This is a genomic window from Alteromonas lipotrueae, assembly GCF_019249215.1.
Lineage (GTDB): Bacteria > Pseudomonadota > Gammaproteobacteria > Enterobacterales > Alteromonadaceae > Alteromonas > Alteromonas lipotrueae.
Genome location: NZ_JAESDI010000003.1, coordinates 233,946 through 258,455, shown reverse-complemented (window position 1 = coordinate 258,455; position 24,510 = coordinate 233,946). Strand labels below are relative to the sequence as shown.

Below are 24,510 nucleotides of genomic sequence, written 5' to 3'. Positions count from 1 at the left end.
ATCGTGAACGATACACATCTTATAGAAGCCACTATGCGTTGGGTTGATGACATTGTCATCAACCACAACTTTTGCCCCTTTGCGGGTTTTGTACGCCAACCGGGCCAAATTCACTGCGTCGTGGTTAATGGGAATTCAGGCGATGTTATTGCCTCGCTTTTCGATGAGTGTAAACGATTAGACGAGAAAGACGATATTGCCACTACCCTTATCATCGCACCTTCATCATCTACAGCTTCCTTTGACGACTACCTAGATGTATTAGCGATATGTGATCGTATGCTATCTGATTGGGGGTACAGTGGCGTTTATCAACTCGCCAGTTTTCACCCAGACTATCAATTTGATGGTGAAGCTAAAGACAGCGTAGCGAATTATACCAACCGCTCTCCCTACCCTCTACTGCATTTAATTCGCGAGCGAGATATTGCCCGCTATATGAAAAACGAAGATGATGCAGAGAAAATTTACACTCACAATATTGCCAAAGCCAATGAATTGGGGTGCCCTTACTTTGAAAAAGCACTAAATGAAATGCGAGATGAAGCGTCGAAGAAAACACACTCACTGAATTCTAAAACGCCAAAATAAAAACGGCCTGTAAAAACAGGCCAAAAATATATTGGGTCCAGGGAAACCAAATACGGCTGCCCCAAGTGTCCGCAATTGGTACAAGCGTTTAAACTTGCAACCGAACTCTACCTTAACTATGTGAGAATTTTATGACAGTTCACTTTACAAATAGCGCGTTGCACAAATGAACCAGTGTCAGTTTCTCCTTTCTCCCATCGGCCATATAAAGACACCGTTTAAACAAAAGTTTGCAATTCCCCGACAGCCCAACTTAGCAAAGGCAAAAGGCCAAGTCGTTTTAGCGCCTGAATTTAATGACCCTCGAGTTTTTAAAGGGTTGGAAGTATTCAGCCATGTGTGGCTGCTATTCGTTTTCCACGAAAATATAGATAAGGGGTGGAAACCAACTGTTAAAGCCCCTCGCTTGGGCGGCAATGCAACACTTGGGGTATTTGCTTCAAGAAGTACACACCGCCCCAATGGCATAGGCATGTCTGCAGTAAAGAATTTAGGTTACGAAGCCATTAATGACGAACTCATTTTGCATGTCGAAGGAGTAGATTTGTTAGATGGCACCCCAATTATCGATATTAAGCCTTATTTACCCTACGCAGATGCGCCCCCCCATGCATCGGATAGCATGGCAGAACTGAATCACGCAGCCCCCATACCCAACTTAGAGGTAACCATTAACCCTCTCGTGCAAAACATGTTGAACGAAGCCGCATCGCAGCACCCGGATCTACCCACACTACTAACAGCCGTGCTGGCTCAAGACCCCCGCCCCGCTTATCGTCATAAACTATTAAGTGATGAAAAGACCTACCATACTGCACTGTATAATTATGACTTTGCCTTCACAGTGAAAAATAGTGTGGTTGAAGTCATAGGGATTAACACGCTTTAGTCGCACGTGGTTGTAGCACTATTGCTCACAGTTAATTAGAATACGCTCAATTGTATTTTTCATAGTTATAGGAAGACCGCTTCGAATGCGCACTAGTCAATATTTACTTGCCACGCAGAAAGAAACTCCGGCCGATGCAGAGGTTATCAGCCACCAGTTAATGTTACGTGCTGGTATGATAAGAAAACTGGCTTCAGGCCTTTATACGTGGTTGCCAACTGGGCTTCGCGTACTGAATAAAGTGGCAAACATCGTTCGTGAAGAAATGAACAAAGCGGGCGGTGTAGAAGTGTTAATGCCAGTAGTCCAACCTGCTGATTTGTGGGAAGAGTCTGGCCGTTGGGAAGAATATGGCCCAGAGTTACTGCGCATTAAAGACCGCCACCAGCGAGACTTTGTGCTAGGTCCTACACATGAAGAAGTAATCACATCATTAGTTAGAAACGAAATCAGTAGTTACAAACAACTGCCAATTAATCTTTATCAAATTCAAACTAAATTCCGTGATGAAGTACGTCCTCGTTTTGGCATTATGCGTGGTCGTGAATTCACCATGAAAGATGCTTACAGCTTTCATTTAGACGATACGTGTTTAGATAAAACTTACCAAACAATGTATGAAGCCTATGGAAATATCTTTAATCGCATGGGCTTAGATTTCCGAGCAGTTATTGCCGACTCAGGCTCAATTGGTGGAAACCATTCTCATGAGTTCCACGTACTTGCCGAGTCTGGTGAAGATGCCATTGCCTTTGCAAGCGACAGCGACTACGCCGCAAACGTTGAAATGGCGGCTACGGCAATGCCAGAAAAACAACAAGCTTCAGGCGCAGCAGCAGAAGTCGTAAGTGGTAAAGCTTCAGATAGCGCACTTAGCATTTATGTTGTTAAAGGCGAAACGGAAGAAGAGAGCACAACTGAACAGTGGGTTGTATTAGTAGTGCGCGCAGAACATGAGCTTAACGATGTTAAAGCGGAAAAAGTCACTGGCGTAGCTAGTCCGCTTGTTATAGCAAGTGAAGAAAAAGCCACTGAAATCTTAGGCGCTCATCCTGCTTTCGTTAACCCTAATGATATTACGTTGCCAATGCATGTCGACTTTAGTGCCGCAGCACTTGCTGATTTTGCTTGTGGTGCAGGCGAAAATGGCCAAATCACGAAAAATGCAAATTGGACTGTCGATTTAAAAACAGCAGATTTACGTAACATTGTGGCTGGTGATGCTTCGCCAGACGGCAATGGTACCATTGAAATAAAGCGCGGAATTGAAGTGGGCCATATTTTCCAACTGGGTAGCAAATACTCAGAAGCGATGAATTGTGGTGTACTAAGCGAAACGGGTAAACATCAAACACTTACCATGGGGTGTTATGGAATTGGTGTTTCACGTATTGTTGCGGCGGCTATTGAACAAAACCATGATAAATACGGCATCATGTGGCCTGATCCTATCGCGCCATTTAAAATTGCACTTATTCCAATGAACATGCATAAATCTCACCGTATTAAAGAAGCGGCTGAGGCACTATACGAACAACTGATTGCGTTGGGTATAGACGTATTATTTGACGACCGCAAAGAACGCCCTGGTGTAATGTTTAATGACATGGAATTAATTGGCATACCTCACAGTATTGTTATTGGCGAAAGAAACCTCGACAATCAACAAATTGAGTATAAAAACCGCCGCACAGGTGAAAAGCAATTATTAGATTTAGATTCGGCTAAAGACTTTGTTGTTAGTCTTTAACATTGTCTATTATTGAAAGATAAATATTAGTAATTTTGCATTTGACCTTGTATAGCGCTTTGCAATAACAGCAATTGTGGTTAGCTAAAAGAATAAAAACGGTGAACATATGCGGTTAACATTTTACGGCGTGAGGGGCTCTATTCCTACTCCTGGAGAGGCCTATGCACGCTATGGTGGCAATACCGCATGCGTTCATATCGAATTAACCGATGGCACAGATATTGTGCTTGATTCGGGAACGGGTATCAGACTGTTGGGGAACAATCTTCGCAGAAAAGATACCCCTATTCACTTATTGCTCAGCCATAACCACTGGGATCACATACAAGGTTTTCCATTCTTTAGCCCTATCTTTCAAAAAGACAGGGAAATTTATATTTATCCTGGGCAAACGACCTTGCCCGAGTACGATCAAATCTTAAAACAAATGGAAGGCTCATCGTTCCCTGTCCCTATCAGTGCGTTACCGTCTAAGCTTCATTTAACCATTATCCCGCCCGAGCAAGATATTTGGGAAATCGGTTCTGCCATCATTCGCAGAATACCTATTAATCACCCTGGCAAGGGTAGCGCTTATAGTATTGAAGAAAGAGGCATTAAAATCGCCTACATTACTGACAACGAACTCTACCCACCCTATAAAAAAGAAACGGACTTTTTAACATTTGTTGATTTTGCTAGAAACGCGGACGTTGTTATTCATGATGCACAATATATGATGTCCGATATGCCGGCTAAAACTGGGTGGGGTCATTCGATTGCTGAAGAAGCTGTAAAGCTCGCCATCGCATGCAATGCAAAACAATTAGCGCTATATAGCCATGATCCAGATCGCACAGATGAGGATATTGATAAGGTGGTTGAACACTGCATGGATTACATCACTATTGCAGAGTCGAACCTGAAAATATTTGCATCAACGGAAGGCCAGTCACTGGAATTCACTAATTAAAATAATGTAGCAAAAAACAACAACGACTTACCCAACGGAGAACACCACCAGTGTCAGTGTTTAAGCCATTTTTAATATTGGCTGCAGTCAGTCTGTGCAGCATAAATGCCCTTGCCCAAGAAAATGCGCAAGACGAGCAAGAGAGTGATATTGAAGTCATTGATATCATTAAACGAGATACCACTTCTGAAAGTGCGCTCGATAATCGTATGGAAGGTGATAAGGAAGCAATTGATAACGTTTTTGCAATTACTCAGCATAGACAAAACTATTTTCTTCCTATGACTTACATTACCAATCCGAACTCAAACGGTAATCAAGAGCTCACAGAAGACAATGTCGATAAAAAAGAAGCCAAGTTTCAGGTTAGTGTAAAGCTGCCTCTTTATTTGGAAGACACTGGGTTTGATGGCATTTACCTCGGTTTTACCCTTACCTCATTTTGGCAGCTATATAATAGCGAAGTGTCTAAACCCTTTAGAGAAACCAATTATGAGCCAGAGATATTTTGGCAAGAAACGGCAGACTACTCGGTTTTAGGGTATAAATTTAATACCTTTCAATTAGGGTTTAACCATATGTCTAATGGACAGAGTGGCCTTAGCTCTAGAAGTTGGAACCGTATTTTCGCCTCTGTTGTGTTTAGTGACCAAGACGATATTTATTATTTAAAAACTTGGTATCGTATTCCTGAAGACGACAAAGCAGACCCGCTTGATCCTACCGGAGATGATAACCCAGATATCGAAAACTATTATGGCCGTATGGAATTCGGTTATGGGCGCAAGCTTGGTAATTTCAAAGTGATGGCATTGCTTCGCAATAACCTTAACTTAGGGAATAACCGAGGTAGCATTCAGCTTGATTTAACCTATCCGCTCACCGACCGTTATGAGTTACTGTTTCAATATTTTAACGGCTACGGCGACTCACTCATTGATTACAACCGCTCTCAAGAACGAGTAGGACTAGGCTTTCAGCTACTTTTCCTATAAGCATTTAATTAATAAGAGGCCTTGTCTTATAGGCCTCTTATTTAGTAACACCGTACGTTAATGCATTTTCCAGCTTACCTGATTACCTTTCTTATATGGCTCTCACCACTATAGCTTTTTTGCTAAACGGCTATTTAACTTATCCTTAATTTCTGCTTTTTCACATGACTCCAGCCGCTTTGTACAATTGAAGATGAACATCTACTAACGCATCTATGTCACGCTGATACCCGCCACCGATGACCGCTGCGATGGGTATACCCATACGTTCAGCGAACGCAAAAACCATATCATCTCGGGCGCTAACGCCTTCGGTTGTGATGTTTAATAAGCCCAAGTCGTCATTAACATGAATATCTACGCCAGCATCATAAATAATGGCGTCTGCTTGAAATTGCATGGCAACCATGGCGAGTGTTTCTTGCACTGTGTTTAAATATTCGTCGTCTTCACAGCCCTTCGCCATGCCTATATCGATGTTTGAATGTTGCTTTCGATAAGGGAAGTTTTTCTCACCATGAACTGACACGGTGAAAATACTATTGTCGTATTGAGCTAGCTTAGCCGTACCATCCCCTTGATGGACGTCGAAGTCGATAATTAATACATTGTCTATACCGCTAGATTTTTGCATGGTTTTTGCGGCAAGAAATAAATCGTTAAATAAGCAAAATCCTGACCCAAAATCTGAGAATGCGTGATGGTAGCCACCGGTTAAATTTAACGCTTTCCCGTGTTTTATCGCCAATTCAGCAGTTAAACATGTACCTGACACTGCCGTAAGGGTGCGTTCGATTAGTTGATCCGACCAAGGAAAGCCAATACGACGCATGGCTTTTTTATCTAGTGTGCCGCCGGTTAACTGCTGAACATAGACTTTATCAAAGTGAGACTCCAATTCCGTTATCGCTAACGGTGAAGGTGTGTGAAATACACTATCAGCAACACCGTGAGACGATAATGCATTTCGAATACCTTGGTATTTATCGATAGGGAAGCGATGGCGTTCAGGTAAGCTGAGTTGGCTATAAATAGGGTGAAATACCAGTGGGATCATAACGTCTCAGTCGCTACCTTGTATTATTTGTAGTGGATATTACCTTGGGTTCATAAAAAAACGGAGCATTGAGCTCCGTTTCATTATACGCACTATCATGTATTAGCGGGTTAAACTGTTCACCACTTTTTCCACATTGACAGACATACTCTTCATCGACTCTGCCATGTCATCACGTTGTGCCAATTTATGATACCGGTCGGACGATGCCACTACGTTCGCAATAATACTTTCCACCTGAGACAACACTGCCTCTTGCTCGTCTGCGGCTTCATTAAGGGCAACCACTACACTCGCCGTTTCTTTAATATCCTCAACCACATTATTTAAGGTTTGCAATGCAGTAGCAGCTTCAGTCGCATTGCTGTCTGAAAGCTGTTTACCTTCTTCCATGGCCAGAACGGCTCCACGGGCTTCTGCTTCAAAACTGCTAAGAATATTGTTTATTTCTTTCGTTGATTGCTGTGTTTTAGCTGCTAACGCCCGAACTTCATCTGCCACCACCGCGAAGCCTCTACCATGTTCTCCTGCCCTAGCAGCTTCAATTGCAGCATTGAGCGCCAATAAATTGGTTTGGTCGGCAATTTCATTGATAACGTTAACCACTTTAAGAATGTTTTTGCTGCGGCTTTGCAGGTCGCTTACAATATCACTCGATTCTGTTACCGTTTTTGCCAGTTGCTTAAACCCAGTATTAGCGCGCTCAAAAGTCGAATAGCAAGTCGCAATGTTCTCTTCTGAGTTTTTGGTTGCCACTGCTACTTGGTCGGTAATCGCGACCAAGTTCTGAACTATACCTTTTAATTTATCAGTGGTGGCATCTAGCGATAGTGATGCATCGCGCTGCTCTACTGCGCCATCCATTATTGATTGCCCTACATCGCCAAGGGTTACGAAAGCACGCTCCATTTCTAATTCGGTTTGATGTAACTGAGTGACTGAATCTTTTAGCTTACTTTGTAATGCTCTGGCTGAGTCAGCTAAAATGCCAAGCTCGTGCCCACTTGAATAAGTCAGCGGGTAATCGTATTGACTGGTTGCTAAATTAGAAATGCACGCAGCCACTTCACGAGTAGGGTTAATTACCTGGGTGCGAAGACGACTAATTACATAAATTACAGATAGCAGTGACAGCACGATAGCAGCCAGTAAAATTAGCCATAACATCCTGCGTGTGCCGTCCTTTAGATCAGTAATGGCTAGCTCAGATTGATGTGCTATTTCATCGGCAATACTTTCAAGTAGTTTTGCTGGCTCTCGGTCGATGCCACGAACGAAGCTATCTCCAACTTTTGGGTCTAAACCCGATGCTATAAAGGCCGCATAACCTTCTCGATACTTTTCAGCCATATAGGCGTGCGATGTTTGGAACTTTCGAATATCCGCTTTGGCTTTATCACTCACTACAGGGTTTGACAGCATTTGGCTAAATTGCTGCTTTATCTCAGCTTCTCGCTTTTGAAAGCGAGACCAGTACTTTTCCCGGTCGTCGTCGTTGTGCCCCCTCAGCAGCGTATTTTTCCATTCCTGAACCTGTGTTTTAAAGGTGTTTAAGGTAGCATTAACATCACGCTCTGCCTGAACAAGTGTATGCTCTAGGGATTCGAAACTGCTTAACAACGAGAAAGATTTATAGATGGATGCGGCGTTTAAAAAAACCAATAAACATAAGCTCGCAAGTACAGGGGTAATTACCAATCGACTGATACTGGTATAATTGAACACAGCGCTTAACCTTTAGTCTAATAAAAATTCGAAAATCGTGAAACTCCGTCATTAGATGATAATTTAATGACAGAAACGTTACAAACTAGGTATTACGCTGCATACCTTTGCATATCCATTGATACGCAAGAATTATAGAACTAAAAGCAGATTTTGAAACTTTCTTCTATGACAATAAAAAATTGCACTAGCAACTAGGGTTCCAACCAATTTATACGGCTAACCTCTTCACCAAAGTATTTTGCTCCCGCTAACGTGTGATGTCCATAATCGTAAAATAGCTTTTCTAAAGATTGATTGACGCCAGAACACTGTTTTAAAGCAGGCTTGCAAACATAATCCATCCTATCTAGCTGCGTAACATCAGGGAATTTTTTTACTATAAGGTCGAGAGCTTCGTTAATCTCTCTCACTCTTCCTGTGAAGTCCACTCTTGTCGTTGTTTTATTAGTACTGTAAGCGTTGAAATACTCTGAATTAATATGGTTAGCGAGAACCTCATCACCGGCATACGATTTATCATCTCTTACTACATAGGCAACAAAGTCTGCAAGTGTCCAACTGCGTGTTCTGTATTCAGGGAATTCGTGGATATTGTTGACTACAATAATGCCTTTCCCAGCTTCTATAAATTTTTCAATAACCTGATTTAAGGCGGCTATATCCTCTAGGTCATATCTAGAAGCTATAATTATAGTATCAGCATGTTTAAAATTTGGAACATCCGAAAGCTCAGAAAAATTCTTATAGATTTCACTAATTTCACTCCCATAACGTGCAAAAGAAAATATCGAGCCGTTGTATTTTGAATGTACCAGTACGTTATACAAATCTTTGGAGTGAGAGTTACCTATAATCAATGCATTTTCATAGTTTTTTTCTAAATCGAACCACAGCTCATTTTCGTTATGTTGACGTACTAAACGCCAAGACTCTTCTCTTAATACGGTATTGCTTCGAGATGCCTCTGAAATTTGAAAGCTATTTAGCGTATTAAAATTACCTGGGTTTAGTTTTGTGGAAAAAATTGCACTACTAGCGCCAATTACAATAAAACCGATTAATGATAAGCAAGAGTACGTGAATATTGACTTACGACTTATCTTATCTTTGAATCTAAAAGGTGTTTCTACATACTTCCAACTTCCATAGGCTAGCAACATAGTCAATAAACTAAGGGATAACATTAAACCATGGGAAGGCTCTTCCACTGAAAGTATTCTGGTAAAGGCGAAGATAGGTTGATGCCATAGGTAGGCAGAATAGCTGATTAAGCCCACGCCTACGCACAACTTAACGCTAAGCAAACGTCCAACTAGAGTTTGCGTATCAGCAAATAAAACGATTAACACCACACCAACTACGGGTACCAGTGTATAAAAACTAGGAAATGGCACAAAGCTGTTGAAGAAGAAAGTAGCGTAAAGCACCATTAAAAGGCCGATGGAGGCCGCGACATTGTTAGATCTCACACCATGCTTTTGCACTAAAAAAGCAGCTAGAGAGCCAGCTAACAGTTCCCAACCACGAAATGGCGCGAGATAAAAATTTGCACTTGGACTGTTTCGATAGCCCCACTCGCATGCCAGTAAACTCATCGTAGCAATAAATGCTATCAACAAAAAAAGCTGTTCTCTTTTAAAACCTTGTCGCCATGCAAACATAAGTAGTAAAGGAAATATCAGGTAATACTGCTCTTCTACCGCCAAACTCCACGTGTGAAGCAAAGGCTTCTCTTCAGCAGCGGCTTCAAAGTAGCCGCTCTCTCGCCAAAAAAGAATATTAGATGCGAAAAGGCTCACGGCAACAATACTATGAGAAAACTCTTTAAAACTGTCAACTGTCATGGTCGACCATGCAATCGGCATACATACCACTATGACAAATACCAGTGCGGGTAATATTCTTCTAGCACGCCGTTCGTAAAAATTCACTAAGCTAAATTTTTCACGCTCAATTTCCACGATAAGAATAGAGGTAATTAAATAACCGCTGATAACAAAGAAAACATCGACACCGACGAAACCACCAGCAAAGAATTTAAATCCGGCATGAAACAGAATGACAGGTAGTACGGCCAATGCTCTTAAGCCGTCAATCTCGGAGCGATATTTCAAAATAAAGTCCTTTTAGAAAGTATCTGTTATCCCCCCTGCTCAGTTAACATCTATACCGTTGCAGTAATAGAGATGACGTATTTAGAGGGGTTATATAGTTATACTTTATTTTCACGTAACGTAAGAAAAATTAACACTGGTATTTTCGAAGTACCCTCAAAAATTGTGCGCTTTTGAGCTTAGCAAAGCGTCATAAGCTTTCAATGCAATTAAAGTAAATCACATTAGATACGCCTTTAAGCGCACAATAATGAGGTTATTGCTTTTTTATTCCCACTCAATTGTAGCTGGCGGCTTACCCGAAATGTCATAAACAACGCGGGAAATACCATCGATTTCGTTAATAATACGATTCGAAACTTTACCTAAGAAGTCATAAGGTAAATGCGCCCAGTGAGCCGTCATAAAATCGATTGTTTCTACCGCGCGTAGTGATACTACCCAATCGTATTTACGGGCATCACCCATTACGCCCACGGAGCGTACAGGCAAGAAAACGGTGAAGGCTTGACTCACTTTCTGGTATAAATCAGCGTTGTACAATTCTTCAATGAAAATAGCGTCTGCACGGCGTAGTAAGTCGCAATACTCTTTTTTCACTTCACCAAGCACGCGTACACCTAAGCCAGGTCCTGGGAATGGGTGACGGTAGAGCATGTCATACGGTAAACCTAGTTCAAGACCAATTTTACGTACTTCATCTTTGAATAGCTCACGCAAGGGTTCAACTAAACCTAGCGCCATGTCTTCTGGCAAGCCACCAACATTATGGTGAGACTTAATCACGTGGGCTTTACCTGTTGCGGAACCAGCTGATTCAATAACATCGGGGTAGATAGTGCCCTGAGCTAGCCATTTCGCATTGGCAAGCTTTCCAGCTTCTTCGTCGAATACTCGGACAAATTCATTACCAATCGCTTTACGCTTAAGCTCTGGATCCTCAATATCCTTTAGACGCCCTAAAAAACGGTCCTCAGCGTCAACACGGATAATATTGAGACCAAAATGGTCACCAAACATCTCCATTACTTGATCAGCTTCGTTTAAACGAAGCAAACCATTGTCTACAAACACACAGGTGAGGTTTTCACCAATAGCACGATGCAGCAGCATAGCAGTAACCGATGAATCGACGCCCCCCGACAAACCTAGAATGACGCGATCGTCGCCAACTTTTTGTTGAATGCGCGCAATAGCATCTTCAATAATGGCATCGGCAGTCCATAACTTTTCGCATTTACACACATCCATGACGAAATGGCTTAACAAACGCATACCTTGCTTAGTGTGGGTCACTTCAGGGTGAAACTGAACACCGTAAAACTGCTTTTCTTCGTTATACATAGCCGCGTGCGGGCAAGAGGCTGTTTGCGCAATAGTCTCGAACCCAGCAGGTACAGAGGCAACTTTATCGCCGTGACTCATCCATACATCAAGTAACGCATTGCCATTCTCGCCAATGCTATCTTCAATATGACTAAGTAAAGACGTAGGTTTAATAACTTCTACCTGCGCATAACCAAATTCCCGTTTGTCAGAGCCTAAAACACCGCCACCCAGTTGGGCTGCCATGGTTTGCATGCCGTAACAAATACCAAAAACAGGCACACCAGCTTCGAATACGTATTCAGGGGCGCGAGGAGAGTTCTCTTCTGTTACTGACTCAGGGCCGCCCGATAAAATAATGCCTTGTGGATTAAATTCTCGAATTTGCTCTTCGGTCACATCCCAAGCCCAAAGCTCACAATAAACGCCTATTTCACGAACGCGACGCGCAATAAGCTGCGTGTACTGTGAACCAAAATCTAAAATCAGAATGCGTTGGTCATGGATATTTGTGGTCATGTTTTTACCCGTTTTATAATAGAACGAAGGCGGCGATGAGGCGGAAAGATACCCGCCTCACGATGCGCTGTATATGGTTATATCTTGTCGCGAATCTAGCCTAGACGGTAGTTCGGTGCTTCTTTAGTAATGCTAACATCATGAACGTGTGACTCGCCCATACCTGCCGATGTAACACGAACAAACTGCGCTTTTGTGCGAAGTTCATCAATACTGCCACAGCCAGTAAGCCCCATGGCTGAGCGTAACCCACCCATTTGCTGATGGATGATGTTCGCAATAGGCCCTTTATAGGCTACGCGGCCTTCAATACCTTCAGGAACAAGCTTTTCCGCATTGTTTGATTCTTGGAAGTAACGGTCAGATGAACCGTGGTTTTGGTTCATTGCGCCTAGTGAGCCCATACCGCGGTAAGATTTAAAGTAGCGACCTTGATAAAGCTCAACTTCGCCTGGCGCTTCTTCTGTGCCCGCTAACATGCTGCCTACCATTACGCAACTTGCACCAGCAGCTAACGCTTTCGCAATGTCACCAGAGAAACGAATACCGCCATCTGCAATCACTGGAATGTCGGTACCTGCAAGCGCGTCTACGGCATCAGATACCGCAGTAATTTGTGGTACCCCACAACCGGTAACAATACGGGTAGTACAAATTGAACCAGGGCCTATACCTACTTTAACGGCATCAACGCCTGCATCAGCCAGTGCTTTTGCACCATCACCTGTTGCTACGTTACCTGCAATAATCTGGACATCAGGATAATCACTGCGCACTTTCTTGACGCGATCGATAACGCCTTGTGAGTGACCATGAGAAGTGTCGATAAGTAAAACATCCACACCGGCTTCAACTAAAAGTTGAATGCGCTCATCAGTACCTGGCCCAACGCTAACGGCTGCACCAACCCGTAATCGACCTAATGAATCTTTACAAGCATTCGGTTTATTTTCGGCTTTTTGAAAATCTTTAACCGTAATAAGGCCGGTAAGCTTGAAAGCATCGTCTACTACAAGAATTTTTTCGATGCGGTGTTCATGCATAAGATCGAGTACTTGATCTGAACTTGCACCTTCTTTTACCGTAACTAAGTCATCTTTGCCCGTCATCACATTACTGATAGGCAGTTCTAGACGTTTTTCGAAACGTAAATCACGACCAGTAACAATACCAATTAAATTATTTTGATGATCGGTTACCGGAAAACCAGAATAACCTAGGCGCTTAGAAAGGGTAATGACTTCGCCGATAGTGGCGTCTTTAGCAACCGTAACGGGGTCTGAAACCACGCCACTTTCGTACTTTTTGACTTCACGAACATGCTTTGCCTGCTGCGCAGGTTCCATATTTTTGTGAATAAAGCCGATACCGCCCTCTTGAGCAAGTGCAATCGCTAGGCGTGCTTCAGAGACGGTGTCCATCGCCGCAGATACCATAGGGATATTTAACGTGACACCACGAGTTAGACGAGTTTGAAGTTTGGCAGTATGTGGAAGAACTGTCGAGTGGCCGGGAACCAGCAACACATCGTCGAACGTCAGGGCTTCTTGGATGATTCGTAGCATGCAACAACACCTATTCAGTTGAGGGTTAATTGCGGCGCAATTGTAGTGTTTTTTAGATTTCAGGTAAACTCTATTTTATTAAACCAGACGATTTTTTCTTATGTTTACATCTTCACCCTCTACATCGCGACAAATTTTAACAGTTACTAAGCTAAATCGGCTCGCTCGAACCGTGCTTGAAAGCGAAGTGGGACTTATATGGTTATCCGCTGAAATATCTAATTTTGTGAGTGCCGCTTCCGGTCATTGGTATTTCACGTTAAAAGATAACAAGGCACAAGTGCGCGCTGCCATGTTTAAAAATACAAACCGCGCTGTGAAACAGCGCCCTAAAGAAGGCGATAAGGTGCTTGTAAGGGCATCGGTAGGTATTTACGAAGCACGTGGCGACTACCAGCTTGTAATAGAGCATATGGAGAGCGATGGCGAAGGTGCCCTGCAGCAAGCCTATGAAGCGTTAAAAGCAAAACTCAACGCTGATGGTTTGTTCAGTATCGAACGTAAGCGCCCAATGCCTGAGGTTATCAATCGTATTGGTGTTATTACCTCTTCAACAGGCGCAGCACTGCATGACGTACTTAGTGTATTGAAACGCCGTAGCCCACAAACTGAAGTCATTGTTTACCCTTCTATGGTGCAAGGTGAAACCGCGCCTAATCAGCTTATTAACGCCCTTCGCACTGCGAATAAACGAAATGAAGTAGATGCACTTTTGCTAACCCGTGGTGGTGGCTCGTTAGAAGATTTATGGTGTTTTAACAATGAAAACCTTGCTAGAGAAATTGCCGAGTCGCAACTACCGTTAATCAGCGCCGTTGGGCATGAAGTTGATTTTACTATTGCTGATTTTGTTGCCGATTTACGCGCCCCTACCCCTTCGGCGGCCGCGGAAATATTGAGCCAAGACACGAACGCGCTCAGTGAGGGCTTTGTTCAATATAAGCAACGCTTAACCCGTGCTATGCTGCAAAAACTTAGTCATTTAGCTCAGCAACATAAACTTCAGCACCAACGTTTACAGTCAGTACATCCGCAAAGCAAAATACAAAATCAGTGGCAAGCCCTCGACAGACTACAATTGCGTTTAAGCCATGCTATTAACAATAAACTCGCTATCGAAAATAAACGGTTTGAGTATGTCGATAATCGCTTTGCGCGACAAAACCCAACGGAGCGAGTGAATCAAGCTAAAGCGCACATGATACAAACCCATAAAGCGCTATGTAACAACATGAAGCAGTTAGTAAATAGTAAACAACAGGCATTTGCTGCAAAAGTGGGTTTATTGCAGTCGGTTAGCCCGCTTTCTACATTGTCGCGAGGCTACAGTATTACTATGTCAAGTGGAGAGGCAGTTACCTCTGTAAATACCGTCAAAGAAAACGATATACTTATGTCTCGAGTGACTGATGGTGAAATAACCAGTAAAATAGTGGAAATTCGTCGTCATCAATAAAGGTTGGCCTTTGTTTCCTATTTCTTCGCGTTCAGGCTGGTTGCTACTTGCTCTAGCCTCTTTATGCGCACCGGCAGTTTATGGTCAGCAACAGGCGGGATTGCCTGAGTTACCGGTGTTGCCCGAAACGTCATCTTTATCGGCACCTGTACCTGAAGCTCCTACAATAGTAATTTCTCTGGCGGTGTTTTCTACTTACCCCAGTGAAACCCTTTTGGATACCTGTGGCGATACAGAGGCCACACAGGGGTGTATTGAAGATACCATTACCCCAGAAGCATTTATCTCTTCACTGATAGCAACATCTTGGTTCACTGAGATTAAACCTTTCGGTAATGACTCAGACTATGAACTGCTGATTGCTAACGTGGCTAAACAAGATGAAACTTCCAGTATAAGTGAAGCGCTAAGTGAAAAACCTAGCGAAGAAAGGCACTTCACTGAATTAACGCTGCAATGGCGAGGAATAGAGATTGATTCTTTGGTTATTACCAGTCAAGTGAATAGCAATGAAACGCCAACAGAGAAAGCCATAGAACCGCTACTATCGTGGTATAAGCATGTTATCGAAAGCGAACTGTTCACCCCAAAGTTTTTATATCATGCGTTAAACGCGAGCGATTACGGCAACCATCTAAGTGTGCCGGAGTCTTTGGGTGATTTCACCAGACTTGATACTCAGCTGTACCCAGACCCCTTCAAAGGCTCAATTACAAGGTATACCCATCCTTCTTTTGAAGATGCGTTAGTTGATGTAACGGTTTATCCCATTTTGGCGAAACTAGACACGAACGCGCAAAGTAATAAAGCGAATACGGTGAACACTATCAATACTGAAAACTCAGCCCGCACAGACGCTTTACTTCATCAACAATTAGATGAAGACTGGAATAAAGCTGACCACGTTGCCAGCGCGCGCAATTTAACCTTATCTCAACCCCAACCAATATCGCCTTTTAATGTGAAGGGGCTTGCTAATGGATGGCGACTAGCCCTTAAAGCTGACTCGCCAGTAGACGATCCTATCTTCGCGACCACCTATGTGTTTACGCGCAATGATAAAATAGTGAAAGTGGCTACCACCTTCCCTAGTGACTTCTCCGACGACTTAGCAAATGAACTCATTGCGCATATCTCAGTGCCAGAAGAATCTATGCTTATGCAGCAAGTTCGCGCCATGCTGAAGTAGAAAACACCAGCAATAGTGCAGCGTGAAGCCTTCATTATGCAAAGCACCTTATAGACAGACTGTTGTGATCAGCCCTTTAAAAGCGCTTAGCGAAACATAAATAAATGCACTCTACCTTCACTTAAAACAAAAAAGGTCGGTGCTAATAATAGCGCCGACCTTTTTTATATGTTTGGAATAGTAACGTTTCAAAACCCGCATGTCGCCATTATCCAAAACGCTTAGTTACCGAACTTGTATCAACGTTCGGCTACTTCTTCTTACTATGATAAGACAGTAAACGCTTACGTTTACGTTCTTGAGTAAGAGTGAGCTTATTCTTTTTGCCTTCAAACGGGTTCGCCCCTTCCCTAAATTCGATGCGTATAGGCGTGCCCATCACCTGAAGCGCTTTACGGAAGTAGTTCATCAAGAAGCGCTTGTACGACGTAGGTAAATCGTCAACTTGGTTACCGTGAATAACAATCACCGGCGGGTTATAACCTCCAGCATGGGCATATTTCATTTTGACCCGACGACCGCGCACTAGCGGCGGTTGATGGTCATCTTGAGCCATTTCCATAATCTGCGTAAGCATGGAGGTATTAATACGCTTAGTGGCGCTTAGGTAAGCTTCTTGTACTGACTCAAATAAATTACCTACACCGGTACCGTGCGTTGCAGATATAAAGTGTAAACGTGCAAAGTCAATAAAACCAAGACGGCGATCGAGTTCGCGTTTTATATCGTTTTTAATATCTGTGCTCAATCCGTCCCACTTATTCACAGCAATCACCAGTGAGCGGCCGGAATTTAACACAAAGCCCAGTAAGCTTAAGTCTTGATCGGTTATACCCTCACGAGCATCAATAACCATCAGCACGACGTTTGCTTCGTCAATCGCTTGCAAAGTTTTAACAATAGAGAACTTTTCAACCGCCTCATTCACTTTTCTGCGTTTACGAACTCCTGCGGTATCGATAAGAATATATTCACGCTCGTCACGTTCCATCGGAATGAAAACGCTATCGCGGGTCGTGCCTGGAAGGTCATAAACTACAACCCGTTCTTCACCCAAAATTCGATTAGTTAACGTAGATTTACCCACGTTAGGCTTTCCAACTATGGCCAGTTTAATAGGCTGGTCTTGAAGGCGCTTAAGTTGCGCTTCCGCATCAAGCTCTTCTTCTTGCGTTTCCTCAACAATGCGCATGTCAGGAAAAGAGGCTTCAAGTGGCACTAACGCATCTTGCAGTAATTGGCTTACGCCACGCCCGTGGGCCGCGGCGATTTGTTTAACGGTGCCTAAACCCAGCGCGTAAAAGTCTGCGCTTTCGCTATCGCCATCAATGCCGTCAACTTTATTCGCGACGACAAAAACTTGCTTGTTAAGGCGGCGAATGTGTTCAGCAATACCTTGGTCTGCCGGCAATAAACCTGCTCTGGCATCAACAAGTAGTAATACTACATCGGCTTCTTCAATGGCTAAAAGAGACTGCTGCGCCATTTCAGCATCAATACCTTCTTCGTCACCCGTGATACCACCGGTATCCACCACGATGAATTGGCGCTGCTCAAACTTAGCCTGACCGTACTTGCGGTCACGGGTAAGCCCTGGATAATCAGCGACCAGCGCATCACGTGTATTAGTTAAACGATTAAACAAGGTGGACTTACCCACATTAGGGCGGCCTACCAAAGCAACAACGGGCAACATGTATCAAATCCTAAAGGAAAAAAGCTAAAAAACACAAACCGCAAGTAAGCATAGCTTACTTGCGGTCAGAGTGTGATTGGGCATTATACCTGTTTAGGTATGATGCGTCAGCCTAACAGAAGATATTAGGCCAACAATCCAACAAATTATGTTGTTGAACAGGCTATAACGTAGAAATGGCTGCCACTACGCCGTTACGGGTCATGGTTACTACCACACCGTCAACGTTTAATGGTGCATCGTATATAGCATCGTCTTCATCATCGCCGCCTACATCGACGCGAGCCACTATTTGGCCAGTTTCTTGTTCAATCCAATGAACGAAGCCCCAGTTGTCACCCACAACAATATGTTCACCCACTGGCGTTGCCGCAGTAACAGAACGAGACTTCAAGCCACCTTGTGACCAAAGTTCTACACCGTTTCGTCTGTCTAGTGCGTAAATATTGGAGTTGTTATCTACAACAAAAATACTGTTACCTTCTATACTCAGGTTGCGATACGAGCCGTACTCACGCTTCCAAATAATACGACCACTGCGCAACTCTACTGCTGCCAGTGTGCCATTGTAGGAAACCGTGTAAATGGTGCCACCAAAAAGCACAGGTGTGGTATCAAGGTCAACAATACGTTCTAACTCTGTCGCGCCCGTTGGCGTGGCAATGACCGTTTCCCAAGCAAGAATACCTGAATCGAGTAGGTTAACTTGCAACTTACCGGTAGGCGTTCCAATTAAGGCGCCGCCGTTTGCCGCCACTGGGCCCGAAATACCACGAAGGGTTAATGGAGGTGTATCACCTTCATGTCTCCATAGTTGCTCGCCAGTACGAGTATCAAAACCAAACAAGGTGCCCGCACCCGTGTTAACAACTAAAATACCTTCGTCTGCAGAAGGCGCTGCTAAGACTTCGCCAGGAATAGACGCTTCCCACTTGGTTTCGCCTGTTTCGTAGTCAAGTGCCATTACAACGCCATTTTCTGTGCCTACAAACAACAATCTGTCGGCAACGGATATTCCGCCAATACGCGCACTTGCTCCACTACGCCAAAGGCGAGCAATGGAGTCCCACCAGCCGTCACCTTCAAATACGGCGAAGTCACGTTCCCATAAAACATCACCGTTCTCTGGGTTCATAGCGACAACGCTGCCATGGCGATCAGCGGCATAAAGGTTTTCGTAAGCATACACTGGGCGAAGGCGAGAGAAGTAATGATCGACACCGTCGCCGATGTCTCTGTCCCATTTTACTGACGGCGTAAACTTCGCTTCGATTGGTTTCAAACGGCGAATTTCTAGCTCTTCTTCATCTGCAAACCAATCAGAGACGGTAGAACAACCGGAAAGCGTTACAGAGATGGCCAATGCCATGCCCATCGCCCGAGCAAATCGGCCCTTACGGCCACACGTATTGTGAAACAAATTGCTTACCTCTTTATTTTTATGTACCAGCTTATTGGCCCGCAGCAACGGCTAAGTTGTCTAACTTCATTTGCAATAACGGGTTGTTGGCATTTTTTTCTAGCGCACCTGAGTAGGCTAAACGAGCATCATCAAATTTGCTTTGTTGCTGATATACATCACCTTTCAGTTCAGATACTTCAGCAGCAAATGCTTCGTTCGTAATATTGCCTAGCGTAGACAACGCTGCGTCTAGCTGGTTCATTTCAATTTGAACTCGAGTTAAACGAATAGCGGCTAGCGCTTTTAATTCTTCATTTTCAGCAAAGGTAACCACACGGTTTAGGTGTGATGCTGCAGCGTCAAACTCACCAGCATCTACTGCTTGTTTGGCTGCCAAGAGGCTAGCAATACTGGCGTAGCCTGAGTCTTCGTTTGCATTAATAAAGGCGGTAATTTTATCTGCGCTACCTTCTTCACCATAGGTTTCCACTGCATTTTGGTATTCTACTGATGCCGCTTCTTTGGTTGCCATCTGCGTATCAGAGTAGTAACGCCAGCCCCAAAGTCCACCTAACCCCAATGCTGCACCTACAATAATGGCGGTACCGTGCTCTTTCCAAAAGCGTTTAATCGCTTCTACTTGTTGGTCTTCTGTTGCGAATTGTTCCATGATTTCCTCTTATTATGCGTTCAGCAGGTCGGCAATGGTGCTCGACAACGCATCAAAAGCGATTGTCTGTTGCTCTTGACCATCACGTAACGGCTTTACTGCCACTTCACGTGATTGCATTTCTTGTGACCCTAACAACAAGGCAAAACTTGCCCCTGTTTTGTCAGCGCGTTTTAATTGTTTTTTAAAGTTTCCGCCGCCACAGTGCATCATCACCCGCACACTAGGCAATGTATCACGAAGGTGTTCTGATACTTCTAAGGCATAAGCCTGAGCATCATCGCCCATCGCGGTAACATACACATCAGCACTGCTAGAATCTAGTGCATCTTCACTTAACGTGGTAAGTAAAAGTACTAAACGTTCCATACCCATGGCAAAACCTACCGCAGGTGTAGCTTTTCCGCCTAGCTGTTCTACCAAACCATCATATCGGCCGCCCGCACAGACTGTACCTTGTGAACCTAAGCTTTCGGTTACCCACTCAAAAACGGTGCGATTATAATAATCTAGCCCGCGCACTAAGCGTGGGTTGATTTCAAATGCAATACCTGCTTGTGTTAAGCGTTCGCATAAGTTATCGAAATGGGTTTTAGATTCTTCATCTAAGTGATCTAGCAATGATGGCGCATCAGCAATGGCTGCTTGCACATTCGGGTTCTTGCTATCAAGTACACGAAGTGGATTTGACTCTAACCGGCGAAGCGATTCTTCATCAAGCTTATCTGCGCGTTCTTTCAAATAGCTAATTAAAGTTTCACGGTAGGCCTGACGGGCTTCGTTTGAACCTAATGAGTTAATTTGCAAGGTAACGTGCTTTTCAATACCAAACGCTTTCCATAGTCGAGCGCTTAATAAAATCACTTCCAAGTCGATATCAGGCCCATCTAGGCCGTAGGTTTCAACACCGAACTGGTGGAATTGGCGATAACGCCCTTTTTGCGGACGTTCGTGGCGGAACATTGGCCCCATATACCACAAGCGCTGCTGTTGGTTATACAACAAGCCATGCTCATTACCGGCACGCACCGTGCTGGCAGTACCTTCAGGGCGAAGTGTTAAACTGTCGCCGTTTCTGTCTTCAAAGGTATACATTTCCTTTTCGACAATGTCGGTCACTTCGCCAATAGAGCGTTTGAACAAGTCGGTACTCTCTACAATAGGCGTGCGAATTTCTTGATAGCCATAGCTGGCCACCACTTGACGGAGTACAGATTCTACTTTCTGCCATGTACCGGATACTTCCGGCAGGCAATCATTCATTCCGCGAATTGCCTGAATAGTCTTAGCCACGTGAAATTCTCATACTGCTAAATAGTGAAAAGCCCCGCATTATAGGGGCTTTGAAGATAAACAACAATCGTACAGGCTTAGTCTTTCACCGATACCTGTATTTTGTTAGCTTCGCTCATGCGGGTTGCCTTGGCACGAATTCTTGCTTCAAGCTTATCGATAAGGTCATCATTGGCCAATCGCTCTTTCACGCGTTTACCATCTTCGTATAACCCGCTCATGTTTCTGGCGCCCGTTAAGCCTAAGTCTGATACCTCAGCTTCTCCAGGACCATTCACGACACAGCCGATAATAGAGACATCCATAGGCGTAAGAATATCTTCAAGGCGTTGCTCTAACGCATTTACCGTACCGATAACATCGAACTCTTGTCTTGAACAACTTGGGCACGCGATGAAGTTAATGCCACGAGACCGGATTCGGAGCGACTTTAAAATGTCGAAACCCACTTTAATTTCTTCGACCGGATCGGCAGCCAGTGAAATACGAATAGTATCACCGATACCCTCTGCCAAAAGCATACCTAGACCAACAGAGCTTTTTACTGCACCGGCACGTTGACCGCCCGCTTCAGTAATACCCAAATGAAGTGGCTGATCGATTTGCTGAGCTAATAGTCGATAAGCCCCCACCGCCAGAAACACATCAGAGGCTTTAACACTCACTTTGAATTGGTCGAAGTTAAGCTTATCGAGTATATCTACATGTCGCATGGCCGACTCAACCAAGGCTTCAGGCGTAGGTTCGCCATACTTTTCTTGTAAGTCTTTTTCCAGCGACCCGCCATTTACGCCAATACGAATGGGGATATTCTTGTCTTTGGCACAATCAACCACAGAACGTACACGCTCCATATTGCCGATATTACCTGGGTTTATTCGCAAGCAATCAACACCGTACTCCGCCACTTTAAGCGCAATACGATAGTCGAAATGAATATCGGCCACTAAGGGCGTGCTAACTTGTTTACGAATCTCTTTGAATGCTTCAGCAGCGTCCATGGTAGGTACGGAAACACGAACAATCTCACCTCCTACAGCGACAATACGATTAATTTGATCGACCGTGGCAGCCACGTCAGTGGTACGCGTATTCGTCATAGATTGAACGGCAATGGGCGCACCATCGCCAATAGGAATATTACCTACATTAATACGCGTGGACTTTCTGCGTTTGATAGGACTTTCTGCAAACATCTAATTACCTACATAGGAAGCGAGAATCGCGCTATCTGGCCATTTTGAAAGGCCGTGATATCCACGGGGTCGCCATTAACTGATATACGTACATTATCCGGTTTGCCGAGTGTAACTGCAACAGGAGGCACACCTTGAATTTCCATAACACGGCCAGATTGCTTAACACCGTAAGCAATTGCCTCACCGGTTGCGTCTTTTATGTTCACCCAACAATCATCATCGAAGGTAAATGTCATCGATATGGGCACTGCCCCACTTTGACTGCCGGTGTCCGAAGAATTGTTAGTAACTTGGCTACCTAAACGGATTTCGCCGGAATCTGAATTGCTCACCAATGCGGTCAGGTTATTACTTTCGTTAATACCTGCTGACGACGGCAAGCTTTCATCATCTGTATTACCGCTATTAGGTTGGCTATTGGTTGGTGAAGGTTCAAAGCTGCTGTTTCCGTTACTGGTGAAGTTACCATTACCAGATTGAGGAAGCGCAGCACTACCAGTATCAGTAGCTGTATTAGTATTTGCGCTGTTTAACGCACCTGAACTGGTGTGGTTAGTTGCTTCGGGGATGGGGGTGTTAGCAGCTTCTTCTTTAATTTCGTCAAGATTAGGCGCTTCAACGATAGCTTCATCACTTGGTTGCTGAACCCACCACACAACAATGCCACCGATTATCAGTAACAAAATAATATAGGTAACCATCATCCAGCGATCGTCGTGTGTCTGTTTTGCGACACGACGAGAGAAACTTTGTAGTTTTGCCGGTGGTTCAACACTTGTATGATATTGCTCAAAGGCAGCAACAACGTGTTCGGCATTTAATCCTAGTTGTTTCGCGTAGTTTCTTACGTAGCCTTTTGTAAAAGTAATAGAGGTGGTTTTATCCACAGCATCTTCTTCCAAGGCATTGATTTGAGAGACTTTCAAGAAAAGCTTATCAGCGATTTGTTGCTGCGTTAGCCCTAGCGATTCCCGTCGCTCCTGAAGCATTTTACCTGGGCTTGGCACGGTAGACTCTTGTGCTAAACCTGCTTCCTCAGTCGTTTGTTGTTCTGACACCATTCGACTTCCTATTCCCCTTGCATGTTGTGTGGTACTAACCAAATCTTCATACCGGCAAAAATCGCGCCAGCATTTTCAATGTTGTTCCACTCCTTCAGCGAGGTAATTTTAATGTTATGCTTTAGAGAAATACGATAAAGGTTTTCGTTAGCCTTTACTATGTGGAATTGCGCTTGCTGAGAAGGCAACCCTGATTTTGTTTCTGTTTCTGCGTGTGCTGAGTGAGATACTTTGTCAGCGTTAGTATCTTCCCCTTTTACTTTTCGTTCAACCTGTGGGGCATGCTGCGCAAGAATATTCTTATATTCCGCTGTATACGGGCTGTCAGGAAATAAGGTTGATAAGTTATACCCCACTTCTTTTGCCCCTTCCCAATCGCCTGTCCCTTGGTGTATTTCAAATGACAGCCATAAGGAATCGGGAGAAGGTTTAGCAACCCGTTGGTATTTGTCTAACGTGTACTTCGCTGATGTCCACTGCTCGGTGGCAACATAAAGCTCTGTCAGTAAATATAAACTTTTAGCACGCAACGGCTGGTGTTTGAGTGCACTTTGAAAATAGGTAATAGCATCATCAGTATTACCTTGGCTTTGTGCACATAGGGCGAGATTTTCGTAGGTTTCTGCTGAATTAGCGTATTGTTGATTACTCACGGCCTTAAGAAAGTACTCTTTAGCGCCGTCGTAATCACCGTCTTGGCACTTGAATGCACCGTAGCTGTTTGCGATATCACCGTTGTTTGGTGCTAAGGACATTGCTTTTTGATATAGATCATCGGCTCGCTTTGCGTCCCCCACCAGTTGGTAATAATACGCGATAGCATAGTTGACCTCAGCTGAGCGCGGATCGTATTCAAGCGCTTGATCTAAATTCACTTTGGCTTGTTTATAATTATTGTTTTTAAGGTAGGTTAACCCTAAAGACATACGAGTTTTAGCAGCTTCCTGGCGATCAAAGTTACTATTGTAACTGCCTGGTTGCGAGTTGCTTACGCATCCCGCTAAAAAGACGACAGCTGCTATCAATCCTATTCGCATGTTATTACCCTAATATCT

The 24,510-nt window shown here is 43.9% G+C and carries 19 protein-coding genes; 7 read left to right on the top strand and 12 right to left on the bottom strand.

Features of this window, described 5'->3' with window-relative positions:
- Positions 1-3: 3 nt before the first annotated feature.
- From JKP82_RS04495 to JKP82_RS04475, 5 genes are all read left to right on the top strand, one after another.
- The gene (locus JKP82_RS04495) at positions 4-591 is read left to right on the top strand and encodes a DUF1415 domain-containing protein (RefSeq protein ID WP_201299270.1); all 588 of its coding nucleotides are present in this window, start codon (positions 4-6) and stop codon (positions 589-591) included.
- A gap of 166 nt (positions 592-757) precedes the next feature.
- The gene (gene tsaA / locus JKP82_RS04490; RefSeq protein WP_218396018.1) at positions 758-1,480 is read left to right on the top strand and encodes a tRNA (N6-threonylcarbamoyladenosine(37)-N6)-methyltransferase TrmO; all 723 of its coding nucleotides are present in this window, start codon (positions 758-760) and stop codon (positions 1,478-1,480) included.
- 85 nt (positions 1,481-1,565) lie between these two features.
- Positions 1,566-3,230, top strand: a complete 1,665-nt coding sequence (locus JKP82_RS04485; RefSeq protein WP_159532165.1) for a proline--tRNA ligase — start codon at positions 1,566-1,568, stop codon at positions 3,228-3,230.
- A 109-nt stretch (positions 3,231-3,339) separates the two neighbouring features.
- The gene (locus JKP82_RS04480) at positions 3,340-4,185 is read left to right on the top strand and encodes an MBL fold metallo-hydrolase (protein WP_218396017.1); all 846 of its coding nucleotides are present in this window, start codon (positions 3,340-3,342) and stop codon (positions 4,183-4,185) included.
- Positions 4,186-4,235: 50 nt separating this feature from the next.
- Positions 4,236-5,180, top strand: a complete 945-nt coding sequence (locus tag JKP82_RS04475) for a phospholipase A (RefSeq protein WP_159532168.1) — start codon at positions 4,236-4,238, stop codon at positions 5,178-5,180.
- Between the two features lie 160 nt (positions 5,181-5,340).
- Here JKP82_RS04475 and JKP82_RS04470 read toward each other — a convergent pair whose 3' ends face one another.
- The 5 genes from JKP82_RS04470 to guaB all read right to left on the bottom strand — a co-directional run bounded on the left by JKP82_RS04470 (position 5,341) and on the right by guaB (position 13,489).
- The gene (locus tag JKP82_RS04470) at positions 5,341-6,237 is read right to left on the bottom strand and encodes a histone deacetylase family protein (protein WP_218396015.1); all 897 of its coding nucleotides are present in this window, start codon (positions 6,235-6,237) and stop codon (positions 5,341-5,343) included.
- A 102-nt stretch (positions 6,238-6,339) separates the two neighbouring features.
- Entirely contained in the window at positions 6,340-7,962 is a 1,623-nt protein-coding gene (locus JKP82_RS04465; protein WP_218396014.1) for a methyl-accepting chemotaxis protein, read from the bottom strand.
- 194 nt (positions 7,963-8,156) lie between these two features.
- Positions 8,157-10,079 carry an acyltransferase family protein gene (locus JKP82_RS04460; protein WP_218396012.1) on the bottom strand — a complete coding sequence of 641 codons (1,923 nt, stop codon included), beginning with the start codon at positions 10,077-10,079 and terminating at the stop codon, positions 8,157-8,159.
- A 267-nt stretch (positions 10,080-10,346) separates the two neighbouring features.
- A complete protein-coding gene (gene guaA / locus JKP82_RS04455) occupies positions 10,347-11,924 on the bottom strand; it encodes a glutamine-hydrolyzing GMP synthase (RefSeq protein ID WP_218396010.1) in 1,578 nt (525 codons plus the stop codon).
- Positions 11,925-12,019: 95 nt separating this feature from the next.
- Positions 12,020-13,489 carry an IMP dehydrogenase gene (guaB, locus tag JKP82_RS04450; protein WP_013783293.1) on the bottom strand — a complete coding sequence of 490 codons (1,470 nt, stop codon included), beginning with the start codon at positions 13,487-13,489 and terminating at the stop codon, positions 12,020-12,022.
- A gap of 100 nt (positions 13,490-13,589) precedes the next feature.
- Here guaB and xseA point away from each other — a divergent pair, with 100 nt between their 5' ends.
- Positions 13,590-14,945: an exodeoxyribonuclease VII large subunit gene (gene xseA, locus JKP82_RS04445; RefSeq protein WP_159532178.1), complete on the top strand. Its 1,356-nt coding sequence runs from the start codon at positions 13,590-13,592 to the stop codon at positions 14,943-14,945.
- 10 nt (positions 14,946-14,955) lie between these two features.
- Entirely contained in the window at positions 14,956-16,134 is a 1,179-nt protein-coding gene (locus JKP82_RS04440) for a hypothetical protein (RefSeq protein ID WP_218396008.1), read from the top strand.
- 250 nt (positions 16,135-16,384) lie between these two features.
- Here the strand turns inward: JKP82_RS04440 and der are convergent, their stop codons facing one another.
- From der to pilW, 7 genes are all read right to left on the bottom strand, one after another.
- A complete protein-coding gene (gene der / locus JKP82_RS04435) occupies positions 16,385-17,830 on the bottom strand; it encodes a ribosome biogenesis GTPase Der (protein WP_159532182.1) in 1,446 nt (481 codons plus the stop codon).
- Between the two features lie 163 nt (positions 17,831-17,993).
- Positions 17,994-19,250: an outer membrane protein assembly factor BamB gene (bamB, locus tag JKP82_RS04430; protein WP_159532184.1), complete on the bottom strand. Its 1,257-nt coding sequence runs from the start codon at positions 19,248-19,250 to the stop codon at positions 17,994-17,996.
- Between the two features lie 31 nt (positions 19,251-19,281).
- Positions 19,282-19,902: a YfgM family protein gene (locus JKP82_RS04425; protein ID WP_159532186.1), complete on the bottom strand. Its 621-nt coding sequence runs from the start codon at positions 19,900-19,902 to the stop codon at positions 19,282-19,284.
- A gap of 12 nt (positions 19,903-19,914) precedes the next feature.
- Positions 19,915-21,195, bottom strand: coding sequence for a histidine--tRNA ligase (gene hisS, locus JKP82_RS04420; protein ID WP_159532188.1), 1,281 nt, complete (start codon positions 21,193-21,195; stop codon positions 19,915-19,917).
- 77 nt (positions 21,196-21,272) lie between these two features.
- Positions 21,273-22,391 (bottom strand): flavodoxin-dependent (E)-4-hydroxy-3-methylbut-2-enyl-diphosphate synthase, encoded by a 1,119-nt coding sequence (gene ispG / locus JKP82_RS04415; protein ID WP_013783286.1) that lies wholly within the window; start codon positions 22,389-22,391, stop codon positions 21,273-21,275.
- An 8-nt stretch (positions 22,392-22,399) separates the two neighbouring features.
- Positions 22,400-23,455, bottom strand: a complete 1,056-nt coding sequence (locus JKP82_RS04410) for a RodZ domain-containing protein (protein ID WP_218396007.1) — start codon at positions 23,453-23,455, stop codon at positions 22,400-22,402.
- Positions 23,456-23,463: 8 nt separating this feature from the next.
- The gene (gene pilW, locus JKP82_RS04405) at positions 23,464-24,492 is read right to left on the bottom strand and encodes a type IV pilus biogenesis/stability protein PilW (RefSeq protein ID WP_218396005.1); all 1,029 of its coding nucleotides are present in this window, start codon (positions 24,490-24,492) and stop codon (positions 23,464-23,466) included.
- Between the last annotated feature and the right edge of the window lie 18 nt (positions 24,493-24,510).